21 protein-coding genes and 2 pseudogenes are annotated in these 19,399 nt (G+C 60.3%); 10 read left to right on the top strand and 13 right to left on the bottom strand.

Going from position 1 to position 19,399, the window contains the following annotated elements:
* Positions 1-49 precede the first annotated feature (49 nt).
* The 3 genes from OEG84_RS21820 to OEG84_RS21810 are packed head-to-tail and all read left to right on the top strand — an operon-like array spanning position 50 to position 1,202.
* On the top strand, positions 50-268 hold the full coding sequence (locus OEG84_RS21820; protein WP_267655703.1) for a hypothetical protein: 219 nt from the start codon (positions 50-52) through the stop codon (positions 266-268).
* Positions 268-765, top strand: coding sequence for a type II RES/Xre toxin-antitoxin system antitoxin (gene parS, locus OEG84_RS21815; RefSeq protein WP_267655702.1), 498 nt, complete (start codon positions 268-270; stop codon positions 763-765). The genes OEG84_RS21820 and parS overlap by 1 nt, the downstream gene beginning before the upstream one ends.
* A 2-nt stretch (positions 766-767) precedes the next feature.
* Positions 768-1,202, top strand: coding sequence for an RES family NAD+ phosphorylase (locus OEG84_RS21810; RefSeq protein ID WP_267655701.1), 435 nt, complete (start codon positions 768-770; stop codon positions 1,200-1,202).
* Between the two features lie 24 nt (positions 1,203-1,226).
* Here OEG84_RS21810 and OEG84_RS21805 read toward each other — a convergent pair whose 3' ends face one another.
* The 4 genes from OEG84_RS21805 to OEG84_RS21790 are packed head-to-tail and all read right to left on the bottom strand — an operon-like array spanning position 1,227 to position 4,566.
* Complete coding sequence (locus tag OEG84_RS21805; protein WP_267655700.1) at positions 1,227-1,994, bottom strand: SDR family NAD(P)-dependent oxidoreductase; 768 nt, start codon at positions 1,992-1,994, stop codon at positions 1,227-1,229.
* Positions 1,991-2,710 (bottom strand): SDR family NAD(P)-dependent oxidoreductase, encoded by a 720-nt coding sequence (locus OEG84_RS21800; RefSeq protein WP_267655699.1) that lies wholly within the window; start codon positions 2,708-2,710, stop codon positions 1,991-1,993. Before OEG84_RS21800 ends, OEG84_RS21805 begins: the two co-directional genes overlap by 4 nt.
* On the bottom strand, positions 2,707-3,711 hold the full coding sequence (locus OEG84_RS21795; RefSeq protein WP_267655697.1) for a bifunctional riboflavin kinase/FAD synthetase: 1,005 nt from the start codon (positions 3,709-3,711) through the stop codon (positions 2,707-2,709). Before OEG84_RS21795 ends, OEG84_RS21800 begins: the two co-directional genes overlap by 4 nt.
* 6 nt (positions 3,712-3,717) lie before the next feature.
* Positions 3,718-4,566: a TIGR01459 family HAD-type hydrolase gene (locus OEG84_RS21790; protein ID WP_267655696.1), complete on the bottom strand. Its 849-nt coding sequence runs from the start codon at positions 4,564-4,566 to the stop codon at positions 3,718-3,720.
* 245 nt (positions 4,567-4,811) lie between these two features.
* Here OEG84_RS21790 and groES point away from each other — a divergent pair, with 245 nt between their 5' ends.
* From groES to OEG84_RS21770, 4 genes are all read left to right on the top strand, one after another.
* Entirely contained in the window at positions 4,812-5,108 is a 297-nt protein-coding gene (groES, locus tag OEG84_RS21785; RefSeq protein ID WP_267655695.1) for a co-chaperone GroES, read from the top strand.
* 69 nt (positions 5,109-5,177) lie between these two features.
* On the top strand, positions 5,178-6,821 hold the full coding sequence (gene groL / locus OEG84_RS21780) for a chaperonin GroEL (protein WP_267655694.1): 1,644 nt from the start codon (positions 5,178-5,180) through the stop codon (positions 6,819-6,821).
* Between the two features lie 540 nt (positions 6,822-7,361).
* Positions 7,362-7,781 carry a hypothetical protein gene (locus OEG84_RS21775; protein ID WP_267655693.1) on the top strand — a complete coding sequence of 140 codons (420 nt, stop codon included), beginning with the start codon at positions 7,362-7,364 and terminating at the stop codon, positions 7,779-7,781.
* Positions 7,782-7,954: 173 nt separating this feature from the next.
* Entirely contained in the window at positions 7,955-8,341 is a 387-nt protein-coding gene (locus OEG84_RS21770; RefSeq protein ID WP_267655692.1) for a DoxX family protein, read from the top strand.
* A 101-nt stretch (positions 8,342-8,442) separates the two neighbouring features.
* Here the strand turns inward: OEG84_RS21770 and OEG84_RS21765 are convergent, their stop codons facing one another.
* From OEG84_RS21765 to OEG84_RS21740, 6 genes and pseudogenes are all read right to left on the bottom strand, one after another.
* The gene (locus OEG84_RS21765; protein ID WP_267655691.1) at positions 8,443-8,742 is read right to left on the bottom strand and encodes a hypothetical protein; all 300 of its coding nucleotides are present in this window, start codon (positions 8,740-8,742) and stop codon (positions 8,443-8,445) included.
* Positions 8,743-9,031: 289 nt separating this feature from the next.
* Positions 9,032-9,730: an ATP phosphoribosyltransferase gene (gene hisG / locus OEG84_RS21760; RefSeq protein WP_267655690.1), complete on the bottom strand. Its 699-nt coding sequence runs from the start codon at positions 9,728-9,730 to the stop codon at positions 9,032-9,034.
* Positions 9,727-10,848, bottom strand: a complete 1,122-nt coding sequence (locus OEG84_RS21755; RefSeq protein ID WP_267655689.1) for an ATP phosphoribosyltransferase regulatory subunit — start codon at positions 10,846-10,848, stop codon at positions 9,727-9,729. Before OEG84_RS21755 ends, hisG begins: the two co-directional genes overlap by 4 nt.
* Positions 10,849-10,882: 34 nt before the next feature.
* Positions 10,883-12,444, bottom strand: a pseudogene (hisS, locus tag OEG84_RS21750) (histidine--tRNA ligase); the annotation flags it as partial.
* 126 nt (positions 12,445-12,570) lie between these two features.
* Positions 12,571-13,014 carry a BA14K family protein gene (locus OEG84_RS21745; RefSeq protein ID WP_267655688.1) on the bottom strand — a complete coding sequence of 148 codons (444 nt, stop codon included), beginning with the start codon at positions 13,012-13,014 and terminating at the stop codon, positions 12,571-12,573.
* Between the two features lie 246 nt (positions 13,015-13,260).
* The gene (locus OEG84_RS21740; protein ID WP_267655687.1) at positions 13,261-13,920 is read right to left on the bottom strand and encodes a hypothetical protein; all 660 of its coding nucleotides are present in this window, start codon (positions 13,918-13,920) and stop codon (positions 13,261-13,263) included.
* A 213-nt stretch (positions 13,921-14,133) separates the two neighbouring features.
* Here OEG84_RS21740 and OEG84_RS21735 point away from each other — a divergent pair, with 213 nt between their 5' ends.
* Positions 14,134-15,003 (top strand): DMT family transporter, encoded by an 870-nt coding sequence (locus OEG84_RS21735; protein ID WP_267655686.1) that lies wholly within the window; start codon positions 14,134-14,136, stop codon positions 15,001-15,003.
* A 1-nt stretch (position 15,004) separates the two neighbouring features.
* Here the strand turns inward: OEG84_RS21735 and OEG84_RS21730 are convergent, their stop codons facing one another.
* The gene (locus tag OEG84_RS21730; RefSeq protein ID WP_267655685.1) at positions 15,005-15,364 is read right to left on the bottom strand and encodes a DUF1801 domain-containing protein; all 360 of its coding nucleotides are present in this window, start codon (positions 15,362-15,364) and stop codon (positions 15,005-15,007) included.
* Complete coding sequence (locus OEG84_RS21725) at positions 15,361-15,996, bottom strand: DNA-3-methyladenine glycosylase I (RefSeq protein WP_267656288.1); 636 nt, start codon at positions 15,994-15,996, stop codon at positions 15,361-15,363. The genes OEG84_RS21730 and OEG84_RS21725 overlap by 4 nt, the downstream gene beginning before the upstream one ends.
* Before the next feature lie 238 nt (positions 15,997-16,234).
* Between OEG84_RS21725 and OEG84_RS21720 the strand changes: the two are divergent.
* Together OEG84_RS21720 and OEG84_RS21715 are read left to right on the top strand one after the other, a co-directional pair.
* A pseudogene (locus tag OEG84_RS21720) lies at positions 16,235-17,001 on the top strand (L,D-transpeptidase).
* Between the two features lie 184 nt (positions 17,002-17,185).
* Complete coding sequence (locus OEG84_RS21715) at positions 17,186-17,893, top strand: L,D-transpeptidase (protein ID WP_425602879.1); 708 nt, start codon at positions 17,186-17,188, stop codon at positions 17,891-17,893.
* 85 nt (positions 17,894-17,978) lie between these two features.
* Here OEG84_RS21715 and glcF read toward each other — a convergent pair whose 3' ends face one another.
* Entirely contained in the window at positions 17,979-19,313 is a 1,335-nt protein-coding gene (glcF, locus tag OEG84_RS21710) for a glycolate oxidase subunit GlcF (protein WP_267655684.1), read from the bottom strand.
* Positions 19,314-19,399 lie beyond the last annotated feature (86 nt).

Below are 19,399 nucleotides of genomic sequence, written 5' to 3'. Positions count from 1 at the left end.
TCTTTGGGGCCGTTGGCCCGTGGTAGCCAATATTCGGGATCGTCGGAAGATGGGCGCGGAGATCACGCCAAAATGCCCGGTCTCCAGCGAGGTCTTTGCTCAGCGGGAAACCGGGACCATAATTCGTATCGGCGGCGAGCCTATGATCGGGACAGCCGTGGTCATGGCGGGCTTTTATCAAGCTCTGCAATTTCAGGGAAGCGCAAAGTGCGATCTTGAAAAATTCGCCAGTTGCGCTTATTTTGGGTGGCAACTGGCGAGGTCATAATGTCAAAATCAAGGAAAGCCGGATCGCCCCCTTCTTCAGGGGAGCAAGAAGCAAAGGTGCAGCGCAGCAGACAGGTTTTGACCGCTTCTTTGAGCAGTCAAAATCCTTCGTTGCAGTCCCGACGCATATTGCTCCGCGACGCCAAGACCGGAGAAATGCAGCCCAGCGCCAGTGTGGGTGTTATTGAGACGCTTAAAAGTACCGGCTTTACAAGTGCCGAGATTTTCCAACTCGTCGTCTCCAAACGCTCTCTGGAGCGTCGTCAGCAAAAGAATGAACAGCTAAGCCCGGCAGAATCCGACAGGGCTTTGCGCCTCGCCAGGCTTCACGATCATGCCGTGCGCGTGTTTGGGTCAGAAGAAAAAGCCCACCGCTGGCTGCGCAAGCCGTGTCGCGCTCTCGACGGCGCGGTGCCGCTGGAACTGATGAAATCAGAAACGGGCGCGCATATTGTCGAATCCGAACTTCATGCGATTGATCACGGCATGTTTGCCTGAGCATGCGCATCTGGCGCATATCAAACTATGCTGACCTGTCAGGCATCGGCGGGACTTATTCCGCGAGCCGCTGGAATCATCTGGGCAGACGCATTGTCTATTGCGCCGAGCATCCGGCGCTGGCGATGCTGGAACTGCTTGTGCATTTTGATCTTGAGGACCTGCCCGAGACCTATCAATTGCTCGAGATCGACGTTCCTGACGAACTCATTGTCAAGCCGGTCGATCTTCCAGACAATTGGAATGATGACCCGGCGATATCACGCGATGCATTTGAAGCGTTTTGTGATCGCGGTGATGTCCCGGTCTTGACCGTGCCGAGCATTCTCATGCCGCACTGCCGGAATTTGCTGATCAATCCACTTCATCCCGATCATTCGAAAGTATCGATCATTTCGGCGGAAGCACACGCGCTCGACCCACGCTTTTTGACATGAGTTAAAATAGGAACGGATATCGCTCTATGGATCAAGCCGCAGGTAGATCAGCCGGCGCATTAGCGCCGTGACCGGTTTCGGCGCGATCCGGCCAATCAGCGCGAAAGCCCGGTTGGGCGCCCCCGGTATCGAGTTCTTGCGGCCCGAGAACGCGTCCGCCAAAATCAGCCGGGCAGCATGATCGGGGGCCATGCGCTTGGACGCATCGGCACCTTGCGGCGCGTGGCGCTCGGCATGGTCGGTGCGCAGTGGTCCGGGGAACGCCACCGTGATCGACACACTACGGGCCTTTGCCGCCTTACGCATGCTGCTCGCATAGATCGCCAGCGCATCCTTTGACGCAGCGTAGCTTGCTGCCCCCGGATAACCGGTGAAATAGGAAAGGGATGAAACCAACAACAGTGCCGCACCCGGAGTGAACCCGCCTTCCTCCAGCAGCCGTGCGGCGATGACCATCGGCGCCTCGGTGTTGACGCGCAGCACATTCAGGTGCGTGGCAAGATCGATGGTTTCAAATCGGCCGGTGGCCGAGATGCCGGCATTGAGCACCACCAGATCGAACGGACCGCGCTTGATCAGTTCCGGCAAAATCCGGTCAAGCTCCGTGCGGCTCGAGAGATCGCAATAAAGGTGACTGATAGTCCCCTCACCCGCGTCGGGCGCTTGCGCAACGCCCTTCTGCCGATCAAGCGACAAGACCTCATAGCCGCTTGCTGCGAGCCATCGGGCCATTGCCGCGCCGAGCCCGGCACTGCCGCCGGTGACAAGCGCGCGCTTGGTCGAGGCATTCATAGACGTCGCCCCGTAAAGGCGCCGCCAACCAGATAGCGCGCCCATGAAATGGTGCCCGACGAGCGACGGCTGGCAATCGCCGCAGCCATCATCGCCGCGACATCATCGGAGGCGAGAAACAGGGCTCGCATCCGGCCCGGATCATAACCGGCCTTGTCGTGCATATCGGTCTTGGTGGGGCCGGGATGCAGCACCTGTACCGGCACCCGCCTGCCCCATTCCGACCGCAAGGCGCGGGCCAGGCCATGCAGGCCGGCCTTTGAAGCAGCATAGGCCGGCACCATGGCCGATCCCTTGTGGGCCACCGAGCCGATGAAGGTCAGCGTCCCGCCGGATTTTTCCAGCAGCGGATACAGCGCCTGGGCCTGGGCGATTGCTGCGCCAAGATTGATGTCGAGCGTCTGGCGGATGGCGTCGGTGCTGTCAATGCCGTCGACGGCTGCGAAACCGGTACCGGCATTGAGCACGGCATTGTCGAGACGGTCCCAGCCAATGCCGTCAATTCCCCCGACCAGCGCCTGCGCCGAGCCTTCGGGATCGCTCTGATCGGCAAGAATGTATCCGGCGCCTTGCGGCAGAAGATCGGCGATCTCATCGTGCGGCTTGCGGCCGGAAAGAAGCAGGCGATGGCGACCCGAGAGCTTTTTTGCCAGCGCCAGGCCGATGCCAGCATTGGCGCCGGTGATCAGGATCTGCCGCGATCCGGCCCCGATCAAGCAACCACCCCGAAGGTCATGGCCGCATCGAGCGATGACAGCGGCGTGATCGCACCAAGTGCTGCCCTGGCTTCCGCCTCATCAAGCTTCATTTGTGCCACCAGGGGCTCCAAGCTATCGAATTTCTCCTCGCCGCGAAGCCACGATACAAAGCAGACGCTGCAGGTCTCGCCATAGAGATCGCCGGAGAAATCGAACAGATAGGTTTCCAGCAACAGCGCAGCGTCGTCCCCGTCTACGGTTGGGCGACGGCCGAAACTGGCGACGCCATCATAAAATTTCCCATCGGCACGGCGGAAGCGGACCGCATAGATCCCCGGCAACAGGCCGGTTTCAGACGGCAGCGCCATGTTGGCGGTCGGATACCCCAGGGTGCGGCCAAGCTTCTTGCCGTGCAACACCTCGGCGGAGACCGCATAACGGTAACCCAACAAGCCTGCGGCTTCGCCGACTTCCCCCAGCGCCAGCGCCCGACGTATCCGGCTAGAAGAAACCACATCGGCGTTTTCATCGCGGAAGGCGTCTACCAGCGTGACATCGAAACCATGGCGTTCGCCAGCTTGCGTCAAGTATTCGGGGTTGCCTTCACGGCCCTTGCCGAAATGAAAATCATAACCGGTCACGACGTGACGGACGCCAAGCTTGCCGCTGAGAATGCCGGTGACGAAATCATGGGCACTTTGCGACGAGAAAACTCTGTCGAAAGGATGCTCGACCACGGCGTCAAACCCGAGATGGCCGAGAATGGCAGCCTTCATGGCCGCCGGCGTAATCCGGAAAACCGGCTCGTCGGGGCGAAACACCGTGCGCGGATGCGGTTCGAAAGTCAGCACGCAGGCGGAAACGCCATCAGCTTCAGCGGCCAGGGTGGCCTGTGCCAACACCGCCTGATGCCCCCGGTGGACGCCGTCGAAATTGCCGATCGCCACAACCCCGCCCTTGAATTCCGCGGGGAACCTGGAGGCATCGTAAAGCCGTTGCGCCATTGCCTGTTTCACCATGAGCGTTCAGGCCAGCCATTCCATCCAATATGCCGGGGCGACGCCTTCAGCATTGAGGAAATCCTGCAACCGGGTTTCGTTGGTAACGCGGCCATCGAGATATTCGCGGGCATGAACGCCACGGGCGATGAAGATCGCATCGATGCCGTTGTCGAGCGCACCGCGGATATCGGTGGCAACGCCGTCACCGATCGCCAGAGTCCGCCGCTTGTCGGCGGTGCCGCGCAGGGCTTCGGCCCGAGCCATCGCCTCGCGGTAAATCGGCGCGTGTGGCTTGCCGGCGATGCGAGTTTCGCCGCCGATTTCGGTATAGATGTCTGCCAGTGCGCCAGCGCAGGGCACAAGCCGGTCGCCGCGCTCGACCACGCGGTCGGGATTGGCGCAGATCAGCGGCAGGCCACGTGCCTTGAAATCCGTCAGCAGGGCGCGGTAGTCCTCGGCGCTCTCGGTCTCGTCATCGAGCAGGCCAGTGCACAAGACCGCATCGGCCGCATCCGGCTCGACCAGCGTGACGTCCAACCCTTCAACCAGGGAAATATCACGTTCAGGCCCGAGGAAATAAATTCCGCCCTGCGCGTCTGATACCAATTGCCGTGTGACGTCGCCCGAGGTGACGATGTCATCCCAGCAGGCAGGGTCGACGCCGATGGTGTCGAACTGGCGGATCACACCGGCCGCTGGCCGTGGCGAATTGGTAATCAGAATCACGGTCTGGCCACGCTCGCGCGCCGCTTTCAGGGCCTCTACCGACAGCGGGTAGGGGTTGACGCCATTGTGGATAACGCCCCATACGTCGCACAACAAGATGTCGGCGCGGTCAGTCAATTGATCGAGATCGGTGATCTTGCGTGGCATGGGCAGCGGTTCCTTTCGGGCATTGGATGTCGCCCAGCTTGCAGGCGAATACAAGACCCCGCCGGAATTTTAGCATTTGCACGGCCGAACGCAGCCTGATTGCACGCCCAACTCTTGACTCTTCCAAACCGCAGACTTATCTCGGCTTCGCTAGCACTCTCCATGAGTGAGTGCTAGCACGTAACTCGATGAGGCCCAATACGGGGTCTCAGCCGCTTCTGTCATTCGATCAAGGAATATAGACAATGGCAAAAACCACGTTCCGTCCGCTCCACGACCGCGTTGTCGTTCGTCGTGTTGAGTCCGAAGAAAAAACCAAAGGCGGGATCATCATTCCGGATACCGCCAAGGAAAAGCCGCAGGAAGGCGAAATCCTCGCCGTTGGTTCCGGCAACCGTGACGATTCCGGCAAGCTCGTGCCGCTCGACGTCAAGGCCGGCGACCGCGTGCTGTTCGGCAAATGGTCCGGCACCGAAATCAAGCTTGATGGCGAAGACCTTCTGATCATGAAGGAAAGCGACGTCATGGGTATCCTCGGCTAAGCCGAACGACCACCCACACAGATCCTATCTGCCTCAACACGATGGGCCCAGGCCCGGGAGTTAAGTTAAATGGCTGCTAAAGAAGTAAAATTCGGTCGTAACGCACGCGAGAAAATGCTCCGTGGCGTCGACATCCTCGCCGATGCGGTGAAGGTAACCTTGGGCCCCAAGGGCCGCAACGTCATCATCGACAAGTCCTTTGGCGCTCCGCGCATCACCAAGGACGGCGTGACCGTTGCCAAGGAAATCGAACTCGAAGACAAGTTCGAAAACATGGGCGCACAGATGGTGCGTGAAGTGGCGTCGAAGACCAACGACATCGCCGGCGACGGCACCACCACTGCAACCGTGCTCGCCCAGTCAATCGTCCGCGAAGGCGGCAAGGCTGTTGCTGCCGGCATGAACCCGATGGACCTCAAGCGCGGCATCGACATGGCCGTGACTGAAGTCATCGCGGACCTGCAGCGCAAGGCCACCAAGATCAAGACCTCGGCTGAAGTCGAACAGGTCGGCACGATCTCGGCCAATGGCGAAAGCCAGATCGGCAAGGACATTGCCGAAGCCATGCAGAAGGTCGGCAACGAAGGTGTCATCACCGTCGAAGAAGCCAAGACCGCTGAAAGCGAACTTGAAGTCGTTGAAGGCATGCAGTTTGACCGCGGCTACCTGTCGCCTTACTTCGTGACCAACCCAGACAAGATGTTGGCCGAACTCGAAGACGTCTACATCCTTCTTCATGAGAAGAAGCTGTCGAACCTTCAGGCCATGCTGCCTGTGCTCGAAGCTGTGGTGCAGACCTCCAAGCCGCTGCTCATCATCTCGGAAGATGTTGAAGGCGAAGCTCTTGCTACGCTCGTGGTCAACAAGCTGCGTGGCGGCCTGAAGATTGCTGCCGTCAAGGCTCCTGGCTTCGGCGATCGCCGCAAGGCAATGCTCGAAGACATCGCCATCCTGACCGGCGGTCAGGTGATATCCGAAGACATCGGCATCAAGCTCGAAAACGTGACGCTTGAAATGCTGGGTCGCGCCAAGAAGGTGTCGATCACCAAGGAAACCACCACCATCGTTGATGGCGCTGGCAAGAAGAATGAAATCGAAGGCCGGATCACACAGATCAAGGCTCAGATCGAAGAAACTTCTTCGGACTACGATCGTGAAAAGCTGCAGGAACGTCTGGCCAAGCTTGCTGGTGGCGTTGCCATCATCCGCGTCGGCGGTGCAACTGAAACGGAAGTCAAGGAACGCAAGGATCGCGTCGACGACGCGCTCAACGCTACCCGCGCTGCCGTTCAGGAAGGCATCGTTGCCGGCGGCGGCACTGCGCTGCTGCGTTCTTCCGTGAAGATCACCTCCAAGGGTGCTAATCAGGATCAGGAAGCCGGCATCAACATCGTTCGCCGTGCCCTGCAGTCGCTGGTTCGCCAGATTGCTGAAAACGCAGGCGACGAAGCTTCGATCGTGGTTGGCAAGATCCTTGAAAAGGACGAAGAAAACTGGGGTTACAATGCCCAGACGTCCGAATATGGCGACATGATTGCCATGGGCATCGTCGACCCGGTCAAGGTTGTTCGTACGGCTCTGCAGAACGCAGCTTCGGTTGCTTCGCTGCTGATCACCACCGAAGCCATGATTGCCGAAATTCCGAAGAAGGAATCGGCTGGCGGCGGCATGCCGGACATGGGCGGCATGGGCGGCATGGGCGGCATGATGTAACAGGGCGCCTGCCCCGTTACAGCTTACTGTCTAGCTTATGTACGTGTTCCACATCGCTTCAGGCCGCCAGCCGGCCTGAAGCGAAAGCACCGAAGCCGGACTCCTCACAGGACCCTGCGGCCAATGTGCAGGCACAAAATCAGGGGTGGTTTTCGAACCACCCCTTTTTGCTATCTGCGCACGAGCCGCGCGGCGCTCAAAGCAACAGCCGCAGTGCCTACGTAGGTCGGACTTGTATGTTGCGACGCAAAAATGCGATATCTGGATATGCAAATTTAGCGATGGGTTAACCAATAAATGAAAAACAGAGGATAGGATGGATCAGACGACGCAGCACCTCTCATCAACAGGATGCGTAGCCTGCGGCGACTGACTTCGAAAAGATTGGAACGCCGATCCACGGAGCAATCCGGATCTGACTGCACAGGTCGGGTCGGCAAGATCCAACATCAATTCATACCTGAGCACGCATGATGCGTCGTCAGGGATCACAGCACACAACGCAGATGCTCCATTTCACCAGGCCCGCCGGGGTGTTTCTTGTTCAAGATAACGAAAGCAGATGGCACAACGAGTTTTGGTGCGACGCCGCAGGGCTTTGTCGCACCGGATCAGGAACTCGTCTCCCATTTTTGCCGAACCGAAAGCTGGACGGCCAATCTCGCCACCGGCGCGTTTCGACTCGGGCCTGCTGCGCGGCATTACCATGGCCTCGCCGACACAGGTGATCTGGGACTTCTCAACCTGGTGCGATGCTATGATTCTGGCTCCCGGCAACATGTGCTGGGATTGTTCGAGATGGCGGCCATGCAGGCCTCATCTTTCTGCTTTTCCACAACCATCATTCATGATGGTGGTCACCTGCCGATGATGTGCATCGGCGAATCCTCGAATTTCAACGGGAATGGCGGCGGCTCCATCAATGGCCTGTTCATGTTTGCCCATTTCGTCGTCGCTTAATCTTCGGAATATTCAGCAGCACAGCAGCATGGTTATAGCCCTGATTGTTCGGGGGTAATCCGTGCATCGTGCAAATGCGCGTAATTGTGAACAATATGTCTCCACGTGTTCAGCTATCTTGTCCGCGACCAAGACTGTATGGCTCCGCAACATTCTTTCTACAGGAGACTTACATGTCGGTTAACGTTCAACTTCTGCTCGCTCGAGTCCTTTTGAGCATCATGTTCATCCTTTCCGGATGGGGCAAATTCGGTTCGGTGGAAGGCACTACCGGCTATATCGCCAGCCTCGGCCTGCCGCTCCCGGCCCTCGCCGCATGGCTGACCATCGCGCTCGAAATCTTTGGCGGACTTGCCATTCTGATCGGCTTCATGACCCGTCCGGCCGCCTGGGCGCTGGCCGCGTTCTGTGTCGCAACCGCATTCCTCGCCCATTACCAGCCGGCAGACCAGATGCAGATGATCAGCTTCATGAAAAACATCGCCATTGCCGGCGGTTTCCTGGCGCTGGCTGCGGCCGGTCCCGGCGCATGGTCGGTCGACGCACGCCGCACGGCGTAAGCAGCAAACGCCCTTATCGCCAGACTGAAAACACCCTTGACCCGGCGTTGATATGCGCCGGGTCTTTTTGCATGCATGGCAGCGTCGCTATGGGAGGCCGGTCAAGCCGGATCCGCAGAGCCACCATTGCCGACGAATTTGCGGATGGCAAACATACCCGCAGCGGCAAAGCCGATGATGACAACAATTTCCAGACTGCGAGAGGAGAAGTAGTCCTCGCCGCCAACAAGCATCATCAGCACGCCGAACATGAGTCCTGCGGCCACCAGCACCGCCAATAGAGCTGGCGTCAACTCCCCGCGCAACAACGGCGAATTAGGCGAGACAGCTGCCAGCCGCGCCAGGATAGCCAGAACGAGCATGGACACCATAAGCACCACAAAACCGATCGAAAACTCCATGGGACACCCCCAATCCAAAATCATCCCGAAGCCTGGGAACGAGGCTGAACCGGTCGTGATGAGGCTTTCTGGTGGGCGGAGCCAATCGCATGAACAAGGCGAATGCCGTTCGGATGCGAGGGACGCGTTCAGGCCGGATCTGTTCCGGATCAAGTCAATTTTGCCGCATTCTCTGAAAAATGCAAGCGGACCGCCAAGCGTCAGAATGCCGCTTGGCACTGCTCCCGACGTCTGCAATTTTCCCAGTGTGTTTCGAAAAATGCTGTTCCGAACACCCCTTTAACGCATTTCAGCCCGCAACAGCGCGGACCGCGGCAAGCAGGGCGGCCATGCGCGGGTCGCCATCATGTTCGGGCTTGCGGGCGCGCACCAGACAGGCTTCCGATTTCAGGATCACGCCATCCGACAGGATCCGCAAATGATTGGCAGTAAGCGTCGACCCGGTGGAGGTGATGTCGACGATGATGTCGGCGGCGCCCGAGGCCGGAGCCCCCTCGGTGGCGCCCAGGCTCTCGACAATCCGATAGAGCTGAATGCCGTGCCGGGTGGAGAAGAAATTCTGGGTCAGCCGCCAGTATTTGGTAGCAATCGTCAGCCGGCGGCCGTGGCGGGCGCGAAAATCGGCGGCCACATCACCAAGGTCGGCCATGCTGTCGACATCCTTCCAGATGTCGGGCACGGCAACCACCACGTCGGCATGACCGAAGCCGAGCCGGGCGCAGATCTCGACACGCTCATCCGCGCGGACAAGACTTTCGCGTACCAGGTCCTCACCGGTGACGCCCAGATCGACAGCGCCGGCGCCCAGTTCCCGGGCGATCTCGGAGGCCGAGAGGAACGCCACCTCGACATCGTCGATGCCTTCGACGCGACCGCGATAACTGCGGTCATTGCCGATCGCCGAGACAGCCAGCCCGGCGCGGGCAAAAACGGCAATGGCACCGTCCTTCATGCGGCCCTTGGACGGCAGTGCAATGGTAAGTGTCATGCGCCTGCCCTCACTTTTTCAATCCGGTCGAGCCAGAGCGAGAAGCCAACCGCGGGGATCGGTTCGCGCGCACCCAGCAGGGCCATCAACCGGTCATAGCGACCGCCACCGGCCAGCACCGGAGCTCGGTCACCGGCTGCAATCTCGAATACCAGGCCGGTATAGTAATCCAGCGGCCGACCGAAGGTTGCGCGCCAGCGAATTGCGCCAAGATCCTCGCCGCGCTCCGACAACGCCTCAAGCCGGGCGACGAAATTGCGGTGTGCAGCGGAGATGTCGAGACCGGCATCACGGGCAAACGCCGACAGCGTGTCGGCGGCACGGTCGCAGGGCACATCAAGGGCCAGGAAGGTTTTGAGCGCGTTGAGCGAGGCTTCCGACAGGCGGGTGGCGTCGAGCGCCTGCTTGTCGATCAGCCGGGCGGCAATTTCGGCGGGCGAGCGGCTGGCATTGGTCGAATAGCCGGTCGCCTGCATCACCTCTTCGATATGGGCCTGAAGGCCGGCTGCGTCGCCGCGGGCAAGAAAGCTCGCCACCGAGGCATCGGGATCAGCAGCGCTGTCAGGGTTGGCCAGCCGGGCGATCATTGCATCGAGCGCCTGCTCGTTGCCAAAGGTATGGACCAGCCGCTTCTGCCAGCCTGCAGGCAGGCCCAGGCCGGCGACCACGGCTTCGAACACCGACTGGTCGCCGAGCGTGATGGTGAGATTTTGGTTCGTGGCAAAGCGGACGACCAGCGCGCGGGCTTCGGATATGGCGCGAGCATCGGCGCGCGCCTCGTCGGGTTCGCCAAGATCCTCGACGCCGGCCTGAAAGAACTCGTTTTCGCCATCACGACGTTGGCGGAACACCTTGCCGAAATAGGAGTAGCGGCGCGGCGTGGCGACATTTTCGGCAATATGGGCGCGGCACACCGGAATGGTGAATTCCGGCCGGAGGCAGAGGCTTTCGCCGGTTTCGCTTTCGGTGAGAAAGATACGGCGGCGCAGATCCTCGCCGGCCATATCCAAAAACGGCTCGGCCGGCTGGATCACCGGAATATCGACGCGCGGCGCCTCAAGCGCGTCGAGCGCGGCGCCGAGATCATCGGCGATGGCGGGAAATCCGGCTTCGAGCATGTATTCAGCCTTTTTCCGTGGCGGAGTCGGCAGCCTGTGCTGCGAGGATCTTGCGGACCGTGGCAAGCAATTCGCCCTCATCGACCAGATGTTCGCCGGCCTTGGCTTCGCGCCATTCGGCATTGTCGGTGATGGTCTCGGCGATGCGCTTGCCCTCGATCAGGTCCTTGACGATGACCTTGCCCAATTCCTTCTCGTTGCCGCCCTGGATGATAGCAATGGGTGAGCCGCGGCGGTCGGCGTAGCGCAACTGCTTGGGGAAGTCCTTGGGATTGCCTTGGAAAAGCTCGACCGGCACGGTCGGCCCGAGCGGCTGGCATTCGGCGTCAACCGGGTTGAGGCCGGTGCGCAATTCCTGCGCCATCTTGGCATAATCGCCGAGGCGGTCGCGGTCCATGATGGTGACGAGGATCGGACCGTTGGCCGCCTCGCCCGACAGCTTGCCCAAATTCTTCAGTGCCGTCATCAGCCGCGACACGCCGATGGAAAAGCCGGTTGCCGGCACCGGCTGGCCCATGAAGCGCGAGACCAAGCCATCGTAACGGCCACCGCCGCCGACGGAGCCGAACTGAACCTTCTGACCCTTCTCGTTCGTGACATCGAACAAGAGTTCAGCCTCATAGACGGGGCCGGTATAGTATTCGAGGCCACGGACCACGGAGGGGTCAATCTTGATGCGGTTTGAATCGTAGCCGGCATTTCGAGCAATCGAGCCAATGGTTGTTAATTCCTTGATCCCTTCTTTGAACTTGGCATTGATCGAAAACACTGATCGATCAAAAAGGGGTTGGTCACTTCATCGACGCCACTGGCCATGTCGACGATTTCTGCTGCGGTGAAGACCTCCATTACAGCAGTAATCTGCTCCTCACTCAGGCACGCCCCCGGCGCAAAATCGCCCTCGCCTTCCTTACCGCCGTCCCAACGCCCCGGACCGAGCAGCAGCCTGACGCCTTCAATCCCGAACTTGTCGAGCTTGTCGATGGCGCGCAACACGGTGAGACGCTTGCCGGCATTCTCGTCGCCGCCGAGGCCAATAGCTTCCATCACGCCATCAAGCACCTTGCGGTTGTTGACGCGGATGACGTAGTCGCCGCGCGGAATGCCCAGCGCTTCCATGGTGTCGGCCATCATCATGCACATTTCAGCGTCGGCCTGGACGCCTGGCGCTCCGACGACATCGGCGTCGAACTGCATGAACTGACGGAAACGGCCGGGGCCGGGCTTTTCGTTGCGAAACACCCAGCCTGAGCGATAGGTGCGGTAGGGCAGTTGAATGTCGTTGAAATTCTCGGCGACATGCCGGGCCAGAGGTGCTGTCAGGTCATAGCGCAGCGAGAGCCACTGATCGTCATCATCCTGGAATGAAAACACGCCCTCGTTGGGCCGGTCCTGGTCGGGAAGAAATTTCCCAAGCGCGTCGGTATATTCGACAAACGGGGTTTCCACCGGCTCGAAGCCAAAGCGCTCGTAGACCAGCTTGATCTTGGCCATCATCTGATCGGTGGCGCGAATATCGGACGCCGAGCGATCGGGAAAGCCGCGCGCCAGACGGGCCTTGAGTTTCTGGGGCTTCTTTTGCTTCTTGTCGGACATGGAAAAGGGCCTGGGAAAGGAGAAACGTTTCGTTGCGCTTCTCCTAAACGACAGGCCCTTTTGCTGCAAGGCTTGGGCGATGGTCAGACTCCGACCATCGCCCAGATCGTTAGCGGTACCGGCGCCTCAATAATAGGGCGAACGGCATTCCCGGCGCGGGCCGTGATACGGCTGGAACGAATTGTCGCGCACGCGGTAGGAGCGGTATTTGGCGTCGCACCAGCGCACATGCTGCGGGTTCATGTACCCCGGCCGCACATTGTGACCGCCGCTCTCGCTGAGCGCGCCGCCAATGATGGCGCCGAGCGCAAAGGCTGCCGGCGGGAACCAGTAACCGTTGTGTTGGCGATAGCCGCGCCGGTGTTTGCGGTAGCCGCGATGGCCATTGTAATAGCCGCGGCGATGGTGGCGGCGGGCGTTGCGACGATGGTCGCGAACCTGGACCACGTCGGTATTCTGGGAGAACTGGACAGCGGGTTTTTGCGGCATTACCTGCGCGGCGGAAACCGGCATCAACGTGGCCAGACAGATTGAAGCTGATAACAGCGATTTCGTAACAATCCTGAACATTTCTCTCTCCTTACGTTTAACCCTATTGGCTTTATTCGCAGCAGACCTTTCGCTAGCAACGCCCAACGTTACCTATTGGTTCCAACCAGGAACCAGCACCCAGTCTATCACACCACGCATCGTGGTTTGCTGCAATCCACCCTCACATTTGCTGGGAGGGCGCGAACACCCAGACCGGCGAGAACGCATGATGCCGGTCGGGGATGGCTTGAGATCACCCAAGTGCACGGTGATCCTCACTATTGGTCAACCGCCAACCTTGTTGTTGCCGGAGCCGCAAACCACCCGGACCTCATAGATGTAACTGTCCCGCTGGTTGCTGGTATTTCCCAGATTCCACTTGCCGCTCTTTGCCTTGCTCTTGCGAGCGGCCACGGCGTCGAGTTCGAAATAGGCATAGGCCTTCGCCTCGCGCGGCTGGCTCAGCACCTGTCGCTTGGTCATGCCCTGTTTCATCATCTGCGCAAGGGTGTGATCGCAACTGGCCTTTGGATCGGGGTCATGCCAGGCAATCTTGTTGATCGGCAATGTCGCGTCATGGTGGATCGACACGGTGCGCTTGCTGCCGGCGCCGACATCACGGTTGGTAAAGCTCCTGCTCCAGAGATTGCCGTCGCCTTCGAAATACAAGACGCCTTTGAACGAGCCCAGTTTCATGGCGACGATGCGTTCGCCATTTGTGGCGCGGGCATAAAGCCCCAACAGAAACTTGTGGCTCTTGGTCTTGATGCCGCTGTAGCCGCCTATCTTGGCCGACACATGGATCGGCTGGACGTCGATCCCGTCCTTTTCAACCTGTACCTTCTCGATCCAGTCCCTGGCTGAGGCCTGCACCGGAAGAGCCATGCCGGTTGCGAGAACGGCGGTGGCGAGAATGGTGGATGCAATGATGCTTGTGTTGGACATATTCTTCTCGTTTCAATCTTGATCGTGGTTAATGAACCAGTGATATCGCGGCCAAGTTGAATGCCCGCTGACCAAGTCCTTCATCTTCTGTTCAGGAATAGGCACGTGACGACCTCGCGCAGGAGTGATCGCGGCCAAGCGTAATCCCGGTCGACAAGCTGTGGCAAAGCGGTGATAGGTTGCCTGTCCACCCTCCGAGGAAAGCCTCTTCCATTGCGCCTTGCTGTCATCACCGCCATCACCATGATCGCCTTTGCCGCCAACTCGGTGATCGGGCGGATGGCTATCGGATCGGGTACCGCACCGTTGATTGACCCGGCGAGTTACTCGGCGGTACGGCTGATCAGCGGCGCCGCGACACTGGCAATACTGGTGGCGCTGACCGGCAACCGCGATGGCGTCAAGCGAAGCCCTCAGCCGGGGGCGTGGACCTCCGCGTTTTTCTTGTTCCTCTATGCCGTGGCGTTTTCCTACGCCTATGCGGCGCTGGATACCGGCATCGGCGCCTTGATCCTGTTTGCCTGCGTGCAGGCGACGATGATCGGCTGGAGCCTGAAGGAAGGCGACCGGCCGGCGCTTCTGGAATGGCTCGGGTTGATTGTTGCCTTTGGTGCGTTTGTCTGGCTGGTGTCGCCCGGCCTGTCCGCGCCAGATCCGGTTGCCGCCGCGTTGATGGCGCTGTCGGGCATCGCCTGGGGTGTCTATTCGCTGCGCGGCCGGGGGCTGGGCGATCCGATCAGGTCGACAGCCGACAACTTTCTGCGTTCACTGGCCTACCTGGTGCCGTTGGCGTTGATTGTAGTTGTCGCGCGGCTGCCGTTGCATGCGGCTATGGCCGGGTTGTTGCTGGCGGCATTATCGGGCGGGGTCACTTCGGGACTGGTCTATGTGCTGTGGTACCGGGTGCTCAGGCAGATTGGCGCCACACAAGGTGCGATCGTGCAACTGACCGTGCCGGTGATTGCAACGCTTGGCGGGACGCTGTTGCTGGGCGAGAGCTGGTCGTTCAGGCTGGTGCTGTCATCGCTGCTGATCCTGGGCGGCGTTGCGCTGGCCATTGTCGCCAAGCAGCGCCGGACCTGAATTAGGTGGGCCGCGTCCTCTGCCTCTTGCGCAACTTGTAAGTCAGCGCCAGACCGATGCAATGCGACAACGCCGCGCGATCATTAGCCTCTTCACCCGACAGAACGATGGCGCGATTGCCCTCGTAGCTAAGCATGTCGGGATACAGGGTCCGGAACTCGTCAACCAGATTGGTGTGGCAGATGAACATCAGCGCCACATCGCCGTTGCCGCGCGGCTGAATCCGCACCGAACTGCCGATGTTGCGCCGCACCGGCGTGAAACTCTGCTCGCCCCATTTGCGGCTTTCCTCGAGAACGCCAATTTCGGGCGTCTTTTCTGCCACCTCGAAGATTAACGCGCACAGCTCGTCCGCCGTCACTTTGGTCGCTCCAGCGCGTTGCGCATGGCCTCGACTTCGGCGCGCCGGCAGCAGCCTTCGAGGTGATCGTTGACCAGCCCCATCGCCTGCATGAAGGCATAGACCGTTGTCGGGCCGACAAAGCTCCAGCCGCGCTTCTTGAGATCCTTGGAGATCCGGGTCGAGACCGCCGTGGTCGGGTTGGCGCTCAGCGTGGCATGGTCGACAATTGCCGGCCGCTCCGCGGGGCCTGGTTCATGGCTCCAGAAATAGGCGGCGAGCGAGCCAAATTCATCGACCATCTCGATCGCGCGGCTGGCATTGTTGATGGTCGAGACGATCTTGCCGCGATGGCGGATGATGCCCTTGTCGGCCACCAGCCTTTCGATATCAGCGTCGCCAAAGCGGGCGACTTCACGAAAATCGAAACCGGCGAAAGCAGCCCGGAAATTCTCGCGCTTGCGCAGGATGGTCAGCCACGACAGGCCGGCCTGAAAACCCTCGAGGCAGATCTTTTCAAACAGCCTGGTGTCATCGGTGACCGGCTTGCCCCATTCCTCGTCATGATAGGCAAGATAGTCTGGCAGGTCGCCCGGCCAGAAGCAGCGCGTGCGCCCGTCCGCTCCGGTAATCAGGCCGTTTTGATGCGCCATGGGCTCGCTCTTCATCATGGTTAACCGGGATTCGGGGCCATTTAAGCTGCCGTTCACCGCGTTTGGCAAGCCGGCGATAACCCTAAGCCAAGGTATCCACCATAACCGGCCTTTTATCGACCCGGATTCATCAATTGATTGCATCAAACCCGCAGCATGGAAACTGAAACAAAGCCTCCGGTCGAGCCCGGAAGGTGGCGTTGGGTCAAAATCAGACGAAAGGTAAAGGGTCCGTCCGATGAAAAAATGTGCCTTCCTGCTCCTGTCAGGCGCGGCGTTGAGCCTCGCCTCCTTCACCGCTCCGGCATATGCCGGCGACCGCTACGGGCAACGCCCGCCGGTAGTTCTCAGCCCCGATCTGTCAGCCCCATGGGTGATGCAGCTTGGTGGCCAGGCCGCACCGCGCGGCGGCGTGGTCTACCGCACCAAACCGCGCGGAAACCGCGCGCTTGTCGCCCAACCGCGCACGCACAGGGCCGAACCGCGCCGGGTTACCAACGTGGCGCTGGCCGCACCGCGGATCAAACCCAAGCCAGCAAGCCAGTTCGATCCGAAGTTTCTGCCGCAAACAGTTAGCTATGATGGCAATCAGAAGCCCGGTACCATCATCATCGATACCAACCAGCGCTTTCTCTATTACGTCATGGGCAATGGACAGGCGCGGCGCTATGGCGTCGGCGTCGGCAAGGAAGGCTTTGGCTGGAGCGGCACCGAGAAAATCAGCCGCAAGGCGGAATGGCCAAGCTGGCGGCCGCCGGCAGAGATGATCAAGCGGGTGCGCGAAAAGGAAGGCCGGATCCTTCCCGTGCACATGCAGGGGGACCTGAAAACCCGCTCGGCGCGCGGGCGCTCTATCTCGGCTCGACGCTCTACCGGATTCACGGCACCAACCAGCCATGGACCATCGGCCGGGCGGTTTCGTCAGGCTGTATTCGCATGCGCAACGAGGATGTCACCGATCTTTACGAGCGCGCCCAGGTCGGCGCCAAGGTAATCGTGATGTAACTTTCGGCCACAATCTGGCCTTGTTGCAGACCCGGCCCGGGATCATCCCGGTGCCGGGTTTTTGCTGTACGGCCTAGCCGCCGCTCTCAACATAACCCCGAAATTATACTGCAGCGGCGGTTGATCACGACTCAATCGATGATACTTTCTGACGAAGGGGTTGAAGCAACAAAGAGGGATTGTCATGATTTCAGCACGCATACCGAGCCGTTTCACCATGATTGCCGCAGCCGCTGTGGCGCTGCTATTGGCGCCAGCCTTGCCGTCCGCCTCGGCGATGCCGCGTGGCGGTCCGGCGAGTGTTGAAACCAGCCTGCCGGTGATTACCGTTGCGCAATTGAAAAAGCCCGCTTCGAAATACTGGCGCAAGAAGGTCCGGCTTCAGACCACCGAGAAACCCGGCACAATCATCATCAATACCAACACCAAATATCTCTATTATGTCGAGGGCAACAACCGCGCCACCCGCTATGGCGTGGGCGTCGGCCGCGAGGGGTTCGGCTGGTCAGGCACCGTCAAGATCGGCCGCAAGGCGGAGTGGCCGGACTGGCGCCCGCCGGCAACCATGATCGCCCGTGAACGCCGGAAAGGCCGCCACATTCCGTCCTACGTGAAAGGCGGGCCGAACAACCCGCTCGGCGCCCGGGCACTGTATCTCTACAAGGGCGGCCGCGACACCATCTTCCGGGTGCACGGCACCAACCAGCCCTGGACCATCGGCCAGAACATGTCATCGGGCTGCATCCGCATGATGAACCAGGATGTGGAGCATCTTTACGGCCGTGCCGGCGTCGGCTCCAAGGTGATCGTCATCGGTCCCAATGGCAAAGGTGCCGAGAAACTCTACAGCGACCGCGGAATGGATTTCTTCGGCTCGCTGTTTGGCGGCTAAAGGCCGAGTGCCAACACTGAATATCTCAACAGGCGGTGCATACATGCGCCGCCTGTTGTCGTTGAGAGTGCTGGGAAAATTGGGGCTATTCTGCCGCCTGAACCGCTTCAGCTTCCGTTTCAGGCAGATCGGCGGGCCGGTCGCCGCCATACACCCAGTCCAGCAGCTCCACCGTGTGGATGACCGGAATTCCGGTGCCGCCAGCGATCTGGGTGATGCAGCCGATGTTGCCCGCAGCAATCAGATCAGGCCGGGTGCGTTCGATATTCTTGACCTTGCGATCACGCAGGGTGCGGGCGATCTCCGGCTGCATGATGTTGTAAGTGCCAGCCGATCCGCAGCACAGGTGCCCCTCGGGCGGGTCCTTGACGACAAAACCCGCAGCCTTGAGCAGCGCCTTGGGTTGCACGGTTATTTTCTGGCCGTGCTGCATCGAGCAGGCTGAATGATAAGTGACCACCAGACCGGCGCCATTGACCGGCTCGGGCATGTCAAGCGTGGCGAGATATTCGGTGATGTCGCGGGCCAGCGCCGAGACCCGCGCGGCCTTGTCAGCATAGGCGGGATCAAGACGCAGCATGTGGCCATAATCCTTGATCGTGGTGCCACATCCCGACGCGGTGATGATGATGGCGTCGAGCCCGCCATTGTCGATCTGGCGGGTCCAGGCATCGACATTGCGCCGTGCCGCCGACAACGCATCGTCCTCGCGACCCATGTGGTGAACCAACGCGCCGCAACAGCCCTCGCCTTCCGGCACCACGACCTCGACGCCGATTCGGTTGAGCAATCTGATTGTCGCTTCATTGATGCCTGGCTTGAGCACCGGCTGGGCGCAGCCGGTGAGGATGGCGACACGGCCACGCTTGTTGCCCTTAGCCGCGTGGGCGCCGGGTTCAGCGAAACCGGACTTGCCCGGGATCGCCGCCGGCACAAGCTCCAGCATCGCCGCCAGCGGCTTCATGCCCGGCAGCGCCCGGAACAACGGTGCAAAAGGCCGGCCGAGCCGGGCTGCGTAAAGCGAAGCCCGGAACCGCGCCGGATACGGCAGCACCATGGCCAGCAGCCCACGAATGATCCGATCGGGCAGCGGCCGCTTGTAGGTCTTTTCAATATAGGCGCGGGCATGATCGATCAGGTGCATATAGTCGACGCCTGAAGGACAGGTGGTCACACAGGCCAGGCACGACAGGCAGCGGTCGATATGGGTAACCACCTGCTTGTCGGCGGGCCGGTCGTTTTCCAGCATGTCCTTGATCAGGTAGATCCGGCCACGCGGGCTGTCGAGTTCATTGCCAAGCGTGACATAGGTTGGGCAGGTGGCGGTGCAAAAGCCGCAATGGACGCATTTACGCAGAATCTTTTCGGATTCGGCGACGCCGGGATCGGCAAGCTGCTCGGCGGTAAAATTGGTCTGCATGTCGCGGTTCCTTCGCGTCTCTTCCCTGTGTCCAGCCAAGCCGGAGCGCCCGCCGCCAGGACGGCGGGATAGTGCTGATTGCCAAT

The sequence above is a fragment of the Hoeflea algicola genome (genome assembly GCF_026619415.1).
Taxonomy (GTDB): Bacteria; Pseudomonadota; Alphaproteobacteria; order Rhizobiales; family Rhizobiaceae; genus Hoeflea; species Hoeflea algicola.
Note: the sequence above shows the minus strand (reverse complement) of the source record. Positions and strands in the feature narration are given on the sequence as shown.

What these genes read in the sequence shown, in the direction of transcription:
- parS (WP_267655702.1), top strand. Translation starts at nt 268, where the DNA reads ATGTCAAAATCAAGGAAAGCCGGATCGCCCCCTTCTTCAGGGGAGCAA.
- OEG84_RS21805 (WP_267655700.1), bottom strand. Translation starts at nt 1,994, where the DNA reads ATGAATGCCTCGACCAAGCGCGCGCTTGTCACCGGCGGCAGTGCCGGG.
- glcF (WP_267655684.1), bottom strand. Translation starts at nt 19,313, where the DNA reads ATGCAGACCAATTTTACCGCCGAGCAGCTTGCCGATCCCGGCGTCGCC.
- OEG84_RS21820 (WP_267655703.1), top strand. Translation starts at nt 50, where the DNA reads ATGGGCGCGGAGATCACGCCAAAATGCCCGGTCTCCAGCGAGGTCTTT.
- OEG84_RS21765 (WP_267655691.1), bottom strand. Translation starts at nt 8,742, where the DNA reads ATGGAGTTTTCGATCGGTTTTGTGGTGCTTATGGTGTCCATGCTCGTT.
- OEG84_RS21755 (WP_267655689.1), bottom strand. Translation starts at nt 10,848, where the DNA reads ATGCTCGAAGCCGGATTTCCCGCCATCGCCGATGATCTCGGCGCCGCG.
- OEG84_RS21770 (WP_267655692.1), top strand. Translation starts at nt 7,955, where the DNA reads ATGTCGGTTAACGTTCAACTTCTGCTCGCTCGAGTCCTTTTGAGCATC.
- hisG (WP_267655690.1), bottom strand. Translation starts at nt 9,730, where the DNA reads ATGACACTTACCATTGCACTGCCGTCCAAGGGCCGCATGAAGGACGGT.
- groL (WP_267655694.1), top strand. Translation starts at nt 5,178, where the DNA reads ATGGCTGCTAAAGAAGTAAAATTCGGTCGTAACGCACGCGAGAAAATG.
- OEG84_RS21725 (WP_267656288.1), bottom strand. Translation starts at nt 15,996, where the DNA reads ATGGCGCATCAAAACGGCCTGATTACCGGAGCGGACGGGCGCACGCGC.
- OEG84_RS21715 (WP_425602879.1), top strand. Translation starts at nt 17,186, where the DNA reads ATGATTTCAGCACGCATACCGAGCCGTTTCACCATGATTGCCGCAGCC.
- OEG84_RS21745 (WP_267655688.1), bottom strand. Translation starts at nt 13,014, where the DNA reads ATGTTCAGGATTGTTACGAAATCGCTGTTATCAGCTTCAATCTGTCTG.
- OEG84_RS21810 (WP_267655701.1), top strand. Translation starts at nt 768, where the DNA reads ATGCGCATCTGGCGCATATCAAACTATGCTGACCTGTCAGGCATCGGC.
- groES (WP_267655695.1), top strand. Translation starts at nt 4,812, where the DNA reads ATGGCAAAAACCACGTTCCGTCCGCTCCACGACCGCGTTGTCGTTCGT.
- OEG84_RS21790 (WP_267655696.1), bottom strand. Translation starts at nt 4,566, where the DNA reads ATGCCACGCAAGATCACCGATCTCGATCAATTGACTGACCGCGCCGAC.
- OEG84_RS21795 (WP_267655697.1), bottom strand. Translation starts at nt 3,711, where the DNA reads ATGGTGAAACAGGCAATGGCGCAACGGCTTTACGATGCCTCCAGGTTC.
- OEG84_RS21740 (WP_267655687.1), bottom strand. Translation starts at nt 13,920, where the DNA reads ATGTCCAACACAAGCATCATTGCATCCACCATTCTCGCCACCGCCGTT.